The sequence below is a fragment of the Sinorhizobium sp. GQ132 genome, from assembly GCF_059758575.1.
The window spans coordinates 717,205-724,086 of record NZ_JCAXDX010000003.1; the positions used below are offsets into that span (position 1 = coordinate 717,205).

General features: G+C 61.7%; 7 protein-coding genes and 3 tRNA genes. 6 read left to right on the top strand and 4 right to left on the bottom strand.

Annotation, left to right across the window (positions count from 1 at the left end; genetic code table 11):
• Positions 1 to 85: 85 nt before the first annotated feature.
• Positions 86 to 1,217 (top strand): peptide chain release factor 2 gene (prfB, locus tag AC6CIG_RS11690; RefSeq protein WP_100672234.1). Its coding sequence is split into 2 segments (ribosomal slippage): positions 86 to 154 and positions 156 to 1,217, totalling 1,131 coding nucleotides; the frame shifts between segments, so codons are not numbered across the junction.
• A gap of 244 nt (positions 1,218 to 1,461) precedes the next feature.
• Here the strand turns inward: prfB and AC6CIG_RS11695 are convergent.
• On the bottom strand, positions 1,462 to 1,962 hold the full coding sequence (locus AC6CIG_RS11695; RefSeq protein ID WP_127709236.1) for a hypothetical protein: 501 nt from the start codon (positions 1,960 to 1,962) through the stop codon (positions 1,462 to 1,464).
• An 87-nt stretch (positions 1,963 to 2,049) separates the two neighbouring features.
• Positions 2,050 to 2,823 carry an NAD kinase gene (locus AC6CIG_RS11700; RefSeq protein ID WP_018094900.1) on the bottom strand — a complete coding sequence of 258 codons (774 nt, stop codon included), beginning with the start codon at positions 2,821 to 2,823 and terminating at the stop codon, positions 2,050 to 2,052.
• Positions 2,824 to 3,017: 194 nt separating this feature from the next.
• On the opposite strand from AC6CIG_RS11700, the gene AC6CIG_RS11705 reads away from it, so the two are divergent.
• Positions 3,018 to 3,093: transfer RNA gene (locus AC6CIG_RS11705), tRNA-Thr, on the top strand.
• Positions 3,094 to 3,198: 105 nt separating this feature from the next.
• Here AC6CIG_RS11705 and AC6CIG_RS11710 read toward each other — a convergent pair.
• On the bottom strand, positions 3,199 to 4,140 hold the full coding sequence (locus AC6CIG_RS11710; RefSeq protein WP_018094901.1) for a LysR family transcriptional regulator: 942 nt from the start codon (positions 4,138 to 4,140) through the stop codon (positions 3,199 to 3,201).
• A 206-nt stretch (positions 4,141 to 4,346) separates the two neighbouring features.
• Here AC6CIG_RS11710 and AC6CIG_RS11715 point away from each other — a divergent pair, with 206 nt between their 5' ends.
• The gene (locus AC6CIG_RS11715) at positions 4,347 to 4,967 is read left to right on the top strand and encodes an FMN-dependent NADH-azoreductase (protein ID WP_018094902.1); all 621 of its coding nucleotides are present in this window, start codon (positions 4,347 to 4,349) and stop codon (positions 4,965 to 4,967) included.
• A 108-nt stretch (positions 4,968 to 5,075) separates the two neighbouring features.
• A complete protein-coding gene (locus tag AC6CIG_RS11720; RefSeq protein WP_100672240.1) occupies positions 5,076 to 5,360 on the top strand; it encodes a hypothetical protein in 285 nt (94 codons plus the stop codon).
• Here AC6CIG_RS11720 and AC6CIG_RS11725 read toward each other — a convergent pair.
• Positions 5,350 to 6,225 (bottom strand): TrmH family RNA methyltransferase, encoded by an 876-nt coding sequence (locus AC6CIG_RS11725; protein ID WP_127709234.1) that lies wholly within the window; start codon positions 6,223 to 6,225, stop codon positions 5,350 to 5,352. The two genes, AC6CIG_RS11720 and AC6CIG_RS11725, sit on opposite strands and share 11 nt — an antisense overlap.
• A 215-nt stretch (positions 6,226 to 6,440) precedes the next feature.
• On the opposite strand from AC6CIG_RS11725, the gene AC6CIG_RS11730 reads away from it, so the two are divergent.
• Both AC6CIG_RS11730 and AC6CIG_RS11735 read left to right on the top strand, forming a co-directional pair.
• Positions 6,441 to 6,525 (top strand) — tRNA-Tyr (locus tag AC6CIG_RS11730).
• A gap of 23 nt (positions 6,526 to 6,548) precedes the next feature.
• Positions 6,549 to 6,622: transfer RNA gene (locus AC6CIG_RS11735), tRNA-Gly, on the top strand.
• The last annotated feature ends 260 nt before the right edge of the window (positions 6,623 to 6,882 follow it).

A 6,882-nucleotide genomic window follows, 5' to 3' on the forward strand; every position in this document is an offset into this window, starting at 1 on the left:
CACGCGGTGCCCGTCGCCTTTACATCGGCGGCGGGCACCGCTATTTGACCGTCACGTTGGAAAAGTCACCTGAAGAAGCAGGATCATGCGCAGCGAAATCGAGAACATCGTCGACGAAATCAAGCAGGCCATAAGCCTGCTGAGGAGGCATCTTTGACTGGGATCAGGCGGTAAGACGACTGGACTGGTTGAACAACAAGGCGGAAGATCCGTCGCTCTGGAACGATGCGGCCGAGGCGCAGAAACTGATGCGCGAGCGCCAGCAGCTCGACGATGGCATCAATGGCCTGCGCCGCTTCGAGCAGCAGCTCAACGACAACATCGAGCTCATCGAACTCGGTGAAGAGGAGGGCGATTCGGCGATCGTATCCGAGGCCGAGGAAGCGCTTCGCCAATTGCGCGGCGAGGCGGCGAAGAAGCAGGTCGAGGCCATGCTTTCGGGCGAGGCCGACCAGAACGACACTTATCTCGAAGTCCATTCGGGCGCCGGCGGCACGGAAAGCCAGGACTGGGCGAACATGCTGCTTCGCATGTATACGCGATGGGCCGAACGCCAGGGCTACAAGGTCGAGCTCATGGAAATCCAGGACGGGGAAGAAGCAGGCATCAAATCCGCTACGCTTCTCGTCAAGGGGCACAATGCCTATGGCTGGCTGAAGACGGAATCGGGCGTGCATCGCCTCGTCCGCATTTCTCCCTATGACAGCAACGCTCGCCGCCATACGTCCTTTTCGTCCATCTGGGTCTATCCCGTCGTGGACGAATCGATCCAGATCGACATCAACGAAAGCGATTGCCGGATCGATACCTACCGCTCCTCGGGCGCCGGCGGTCAGCACGTCAATACGACCGATTCGGCCGTGCGCATCACCCATATGCCGAGCGGCATCGTGGTGCAGTGCCAGCAGGAACGCTCGCAGCACAAGAACCGCGCCAAGGCATGGGACATGCTTCGCGCGCGGCTCTACGAGGCTGAACTGAAGAAGCGCGAGGAGGCCGCCAACGTCGAGGCGGCGTCGAAGACCGATATAGGCTGGGGTCACCAGATCCGCTCCTACGTCCTTCAGCCCTATCAGTTGGTGAAGGATTTGAGGACGGGCGTCGAAAGCACCAGCCCGGGCGACGTGCTCGACGGTGAACTGAACGAGTTCATGGAGGCAGCCCTTGCGCATCGCGTCAGCGGTGGCGCGGATGCGGCCGTCGACGACCTGAGCTGATTGCCGTTGCCCCGGTGTTGAGGGGGCGAGGGGAAATTCCTTTCGGCATGCGCGGCATGCGGTCTGCGCTGAAAGCCGCCCCTCATCCGGCCTGCCGGCCACCTTCTCCCCGCAAGCGGGGCGAAGGGGACTCGCGGCAGGCCCCAGTCCCCTTCGCCACCGCATCCACAAGCATGGCGGATTCGGTTAATGACAAGTTATAAAGGTGCTGGCAGGCGGATGAGGGGGCGAAGTTCGGTGCCCCTCAATTCGTCGCGCGCTCGATCTTGATGTCGCCGAGCTCGTCGATGAGGACCGTCCAGGTCTCGGGCTCGGTCGCGCCCGCTTCGGTCTTCAGATAAACCGTCGCGAACATTCCCGGCTGCGGCGTGATCCCTGTCGAGGTTTCGGGGCGAATATCGGTGACATAGGGTTTCAGCGCCGTGAATTCCTCCAGTTCCGCGGAGGAAACCACCTCGGGACCGGTCGGAGTGGAGGCGATCTGCTGCAGATGGACCTGCGCGGTGCCGTCCTCCTGTCGAACGGCAATCAGTTTATAATAGCCGCGCCGCCCACCGGGCGCCGCAGTCTTCGCACCCTTTTCGCCATCCCTGCTTTCGTCCGGCTGCGGCGCGCCGCCGCTCTCCTCCCAAAAGCCCGTGCTCGTCACGAAGATGACGTTCGAGGGCAGGAGGCCATTGTCCTGAGCGAAAAGCGCGCTTGAGGGCAGGGTCAGGCAGAGCGCTATCAGCAGGGCCTTGTGCATTGTGGATATCCTTCGCAACCGAACGCCGGGACCGCGAGGCACGCTACCGCCCGTGATCATACCATATCGGCCTTGCAACGTGTGATTTCAATTGGAAAACTGCTCGGCGAGAATGCGATCGGACCAGGAATGGTCCGGATCCGAAAGGATCCGCGCCGTGAGTTTTTCCGATTCGGCGATGCGGACATGCACGACGGACTTGACTTCCTGGTGGTCTGCCACGGCGTTGACCGGGCGCTTGTCGGCCTCGAGAATTTCGATGTCCACCGTCACGTGATTCGGCAACAGCGCCCCGCGCCAGCGCCGCGGCCGGAATGGGCTGACGGGCGTCAACGCCAGAAGCGGCGCTTCCAACGGCAGGATCGGCCCGTGCGCAGAAAGATTATAGGCGGTGGAGCCCGCAGGTGTCGCCAGAAGCAGCCCGTCGCAGGTCAGTTCGTCGAGCCGCGTCTTTCCGTCTACGATGACCTTCAACTTTGCGGCCTGGTAGGACTGGCGGAAAAGGTAGACCTCGTTGATGGCAAGCGCGGTGAACTTGTCGCCGTTGACGTCCGTGGTGCGCATCTCAAGCGGATGAAATGCATTTTCGTCCGCATTGGCGATGCGCTGATGCAGGTTCTCGGTGCTGTAGCGGTTCATCAGGAACCCGACCGAGCCGCGGTTCATCCCGTAGACGAGCTTGCCGGTATTCATCGTCCTGTGGAGCGTATGCAGCATGAAGCCGTCGCCGCCGAGCGCGACGATCACTTCGGCCTTGTCCGCATCATGATCTCCATAGAGGGCCCGGAGATCCTCGGCCGCCTTCTGCGCTTCCTCTGCCGGCGATGCGATGAAGGCGAGGGAGTTGAACTTGCGGGCCATGAACTCAGTCCGTCTGTCATTGCGGGGGCAGGGGCGCTTCCGCTTGTTTTCGCGTCAATTTAGGCGGGCGGCGCTATAGACGCCACGGTCGCTTTTTCTGGCACGGCCTCGGCACGAACGCATCCGAAAAATTGGGAGAAGCCGCATTTTTGCTTTACACCGGGAGAGAATATGGTAACTCCCAGCCCTAACGTGCCCTTATAGCTCAGTTGGTAGAGCGGCTGATTTGTAATCAGTAGGTCGGGAGTTCGAGTCTCTCTGGGGGCACCAGAAAACCCTGAAAACAATGCGTCGCCCACGCTTCCTTCCGGTTGCCCCCTTCGCTCCGGCAAGGTTTCATCGGCATCGAAGTGGCGCAGCCATCCAACCGTCGCATCAAATCTCGAACGACGCGGCCGGCCTTGGGTCGACCTCGCGGCAGCGCTCCAGCGCCTTGATCAGATTTTCCGCCAGAAAGTCGATGAGGGCGCGGGTCGCGGGCAGCAGGCCGTGGCGCGAGGGGAAGACGAGGTGAACCATGACGTTGCCGGAGGTCCACTCCGGCAGGACCGGAACGAGGGCGCCGGTTCGGAAGGCGCGCTCGCAAATGTGGTCGGGCAGAAGCGCTATGCCCATGCCTTCGATGGCCGCGCGTTCGAGGATGAGAAAATCGCTGCAGCCGACGACGGGCCGGTGAGCGATCTCGATCGCTCCCCCGGTTGCGTGTACGAGCCGCCAGACATCATTGGGGTGCTGCTCGTTCATCGACAGCGTCGGCATTTGCGAAAGATTGTCGGTCGTGATCTCACCGAGGCGCGCGAGAAGCGTCGGACTGGCGGCGAGGCGTTGGCGCACTTCGCCGAATTTGCGGACGATCAGCTGGCTGTCGGTGTCGAGCTGGTCGCGTGCGCGCAAGGCCACGTCGATCCGTTCCTCGATGAGATCGATCCGCCGGTTGGAGGCGGTGATCAACAGGCGGACACCCGGATATCGGCGGTGAAAGGCGGGCAGGATGTCGGCGAGCATCGGTGTGAAGCCGATGGGACAGGCGAGCCGGACGACGCCCGTCGGCTCGGCGCGCACTGCGGCGATCTCGGCTTCGGCGGCGGCCACGCCGTCGAGCAGCCCCTGGGCGTGCTCGTAAAAGACACGGCCGATTTCGGTCATTCGAAGCTTGCGCGTCGAGCGCTCGAGCAGACGCACGCCCAATTGCTCCTCCAGGCGTGCGACATGTTTGCTGAGCTTGGATTTCGGCACGTTCAAGTCGCGCGCGGCGGCGCTGAAGCCGTTGTGTTTGACGACTGCGGCAAAAAGCGCGATATCGTTGAGATCCTGCATGAGTGCCTCCCATCAAAGGCGGTATCGACGTTCGGTGCGGCTCCCCGTCGATTGGAGGGTAACGATTGGAGCTCAGGGGGCCATCTGCCGCGATATATGCCGAATTGTTTCCCTGGGGAAACGGAATGTCAAATATTCGCTGACTTATCGAATGATTGTTTGCAGATCATATGTGATGCACCGCAACGTAAGCAAAGGTGCTTCCCATGAAAATCCTTCATATCGACTCCGGCATTCTCGGCGAACACTCCGTCTCCCGCCGCCTGACATCGGCAATCGTGTCGCAGCTCAAGGCCGACCAGCCCGATGCGGAGATCACCTATCGGGATCTCGCATCCGAACGCGTTCCGCACCTGACCGGCGCACAGATCATGGCGCCTGCAGACCTCGATGGTGTCGATGCCGCTCTGGCCGCCGATGTGCGCATCGGCCGCCAGATGCTCGAGGAATTCCTGGCTGCCGACACGGTCGTCGTCGGTGCGCCGATGTATAACTTCTCGATCCCGAGCCAGCTCAAGGCGTGGATCGACCGTCTGGCCGTTGCCGGCAAAACCTTCCGCTATACCGAAGCAGGACCGGAAGGCCTCGCCAAGGGCAAGAAGGTTATCGTCGCCTCCACCCGTGGCGGTCATTATTCGGTCGCCCCGGCTTCCGCCATGGATCACCAGGAAACCTATCTGCGGTCGGTCTTCGGTTTCTTCGGCATAACGGACATCGAGTTCATCCGCGCTGAGGGCCTGAACCTCGGCCCCGACCAGAAGCAGTTCGCCATAGCCGAAGCCGAAAAGACGATTGCTCAGGGCAACGTTCTGAAGCTCGCAAGCTAATCATTCGGCCGGCGCCGTGGCGCCGGTTCGTTGCGGAGGATGCCGGCCGAGCAATCAGCCGGCATTCTCCGTTTCTGATCGGGTCGAAACTGCGCTATTCTGTCGGGCATGAAATGCGTGCGCGCCCTGCGGTTTCTGGCGTTGTCGCTCGCGGCCGTCGCCCTGGTGGCCGGAAGTGTTTCCGCGTCTGCGCCGGGCGGGCGGTGCACCTGCCGTCACCGCGATGGGGGCAAATACGAACTCGGCCAGACTGCGTGCATCCGCATCGGCGACGTCTCCTATCTCGCGCGCTGCGAAATGAACCTCAACGTCACGACCTGGAAGAGATTGCAGGACGGCTGCCCGACGGCGGGGCTCGCCGTGACGATCGTCCCGCCGGCTCCTATCCCCTAAGATGATGTCTTGCCGCGTACATCGCAATGGCGGCGGCATTCGACACGTTCAGCGACTTGATCGCGCCGGGCATGTCGAGCCGTGCGAGCGCCTTGACCGTCTGCCGGGTCTTCTGGCGCAGGCCCTTACCCTCCGAACCGAGCACCAGCGCGATTTTGTCGCCGGCGAATGTGCCTTCGAGCGGCTGCGGCCCCTCGGAATCGAGGCCTATCGTCATGAAGCCGAGTTCGTGGAGCTCTTCGAGGGTGTCGGCGAGATTGGTGATCTGGATATAAGGAATGAGTTCCAGCGCACCCGAGGCCGATTTCGCCAGCACACCTGATTCGGTTGGACTGTGGCGCATCGTCGTAATGAGCGCGCCTGCGTCGAAGGCGACCGCCGAGCGCATGATCGCTCCGACATTGTGGGGATCGGTCACCTGATCGAGAACGAGAATCAAGGGGCAGTCGCGAAGAGCCTCGAGCTTGCGGTGCGGCAGAGGCTGCGTCTCCAGCATCACGCCCTGGTGAATGGCATCGGGCCCGAGCATGCGGTCGAGCTCCTGCGGTGTTACAGTCTCGGCCGGGAAGGGGAGCGCCGAAAGATCGCCGAGCTCCAGGCGCGCGGCGGCGTTCTGCGTTACCGAGAGGCGGATGATGCGGCGTTCCGGATTGTCGAGGGCGGCGCGGACCGTGTGCAGGCCGTAGAGAAGCACCTGGTCCGGGGCGAGTGCCGGCGGCTTCCAGTCGGCGGGCAGCTTTCCGCGCTTGTCCTGGCGTGGAGTCGGAATCTCCCCGCGTTCGCGCCGGGCGTCCCGATGCGCACGGCGCAGATTTGCATAGTGGGTGTCTTTGGCGCTCTTGTCGCCGGTCTTGTCCTTGCTCATGCCGGTCTTATAGTGAGCTTCGCCTCCGGTTGAAACTGATTTCGGAAATCGCCGCTGCGGTCGGCAGTGGAGAAATTCTGAGAATTTGCATTTCGCCGTGTTGACAGGACGAATGCAGGCGGTCATATACCCGGCGCAGATCGCGGGGCGGCGACAAACGACGCCGGTTCTTACGCGATCTCAAATGCTTGGTCGATTGATCCCGACAGAAAAATGGAGGGATGCCCGAGTGGTTAAAGGGGACGGACTGTAAATCCGTTGGCTCAGCCTACGTTGGTTCAAATCCAACTCCCTCCACCATTCTGCTTCAGGATCGAAGGCCCGCGGGTATAGCTCAATGGTAGAGCAGCAGCCTTCCAAGCTGAATACGCGGGTTCGATTCCCGCTACCCGCTCCAGCTTCTCTTTCAAAGCACCAAAAATTCCGCTGCACTTCAGGTTTGTGCCGCACGCGCTTGTTTACGTTCTATTTTCCAGCCCGAGGCGTAACGCTTTGGGTACTTCTGCCGCCGCTTGCCGCTGCCTTTCTGAAGAGGCGAGACCTTGCCGTTCCGGCGCACGCAATTAAGTCTTGCGCAAATGCGACGAAACCCTTAAACGGCTCGACAAACCGGCCCCGCCGGCTGATCCATCCGATTTGACCACAGGAAGCGTACCC

Excerpts from the sequence above, each read along its gene's own strand:
- AC6CIG_RS11695 (WP_127709236.1), bottom strand. The coding sequence starts at position 1,962 with ATGCACAAGGCCCTGCTGATAGCGCTCTGCCTGACCCTGCCCTCAAGC.
- AC6CIG_RS11700 (WP_018094900.1), bottom strand. The coding sequence starts at position 2,823 with ATGGCCCGCAAGTTCAACTCCCTCGCCTTCATCGCATCGCCGGCAGAG.
- AC6CIG_RS11710 (WP_018094901.1), bottom strand. The coding sequence starts at position 4,140 with ATGCAGGATCTCAACGATATCGCGCTTTTTGCCGCAGTCGTCAAACAC.
- AC6CIG_RS11715 (WP_018094902.1), top strand. The coding sequence starts at position 4,347 with ATGAAAATCCTTCATATCGACTCCGGCATTCTCGGCGAACACTCCGTC.
- AC6CIG_RS11720 (WP_100672240.1), top strand. The coding sequence starts at position 5,076 with ATGAAATGCGTGCGCGCCCTGCGGTTTCTGGCGTTGTCGCTCGCGGCC.
- AC6CIG_RS11725 (WP_127709234.1), bottom strand. The coding sequence starts at position 6,225 with ATGAGCAAGGACAAGACCGGCGACAAGAGCGCCAAAGACACCCACTAT.